The organism is Brachyspira sp. SAP_772 (assembly GCF_009755885.1).
Lineage (GTDB): Bacteria > Spirochaetota > Brachyspiria > Brachyspirales > Brachyspiraceae > Brachyspira.
This window is the reverse complement of record NZ_VYIX01000368.1, coordinates 1-524: the sequence shown is the minus strand read 5'-3', so window position 1 is coordinate 524 and position 524 is coordinate 1. Positions and strand designations below refer to the sequence as shown.

Annotated in this window: 1 protein-coding gene; it reads left to right on the top strand. The window is 32.3% G+C overall.

Annotated features, from left to right (window positions below; genetic code table 11):
• The coding region (locus tag GQX97_RS14550) for a sulfatase-like hydrolase/transferase (RefSeq protein ID WP_157152381.1) at positions 1–524 on the top strand (524 nt) is incomplete at both ends.

Below are 524 nucleotides of genomic sequence, written 5' to 3'. Positions count from 1 at the left end.
ATCATTTAAGCCAAGATATAGTTGATAAAACTTTAGAATATATTGATGAATCTAAGAATGAGCCATTCTTTGCTTATGTAGCATTTGGAGCTATGCATGGACCTTTCAATGTTGCTAAAAAATATATAGACAAATACAAAGGTAAATTTGATCATGGTTGGGACGTTGAGAGAGAAAAGATATTTGAAAGACAAAAAGAATTGGGAATAATGCCTGCTGATGCAGTATTTTCTCCAAGAAATGAAGATGTACCTGCTTGGGATAGTTTAACAGATAAAGAAAAAGCAGTTGCAGCAAGACATATGGAAACTTATGCAGGATTTTTAGAGCATACTGATGAACAGATTGGACGCGTAATTTCAGAAATGAAAAAACGCGGAGTTTATGATAATACTATCTTTGTAGTAGTTTCAGATAATGGAGCTAATTATAACGGCGGAAGAAATGGAAGTTTAATGGCACATGCTAATGAAAACTTATATGTTCATGATATAGATACTCAATATAATTTAATGGATGAGTTT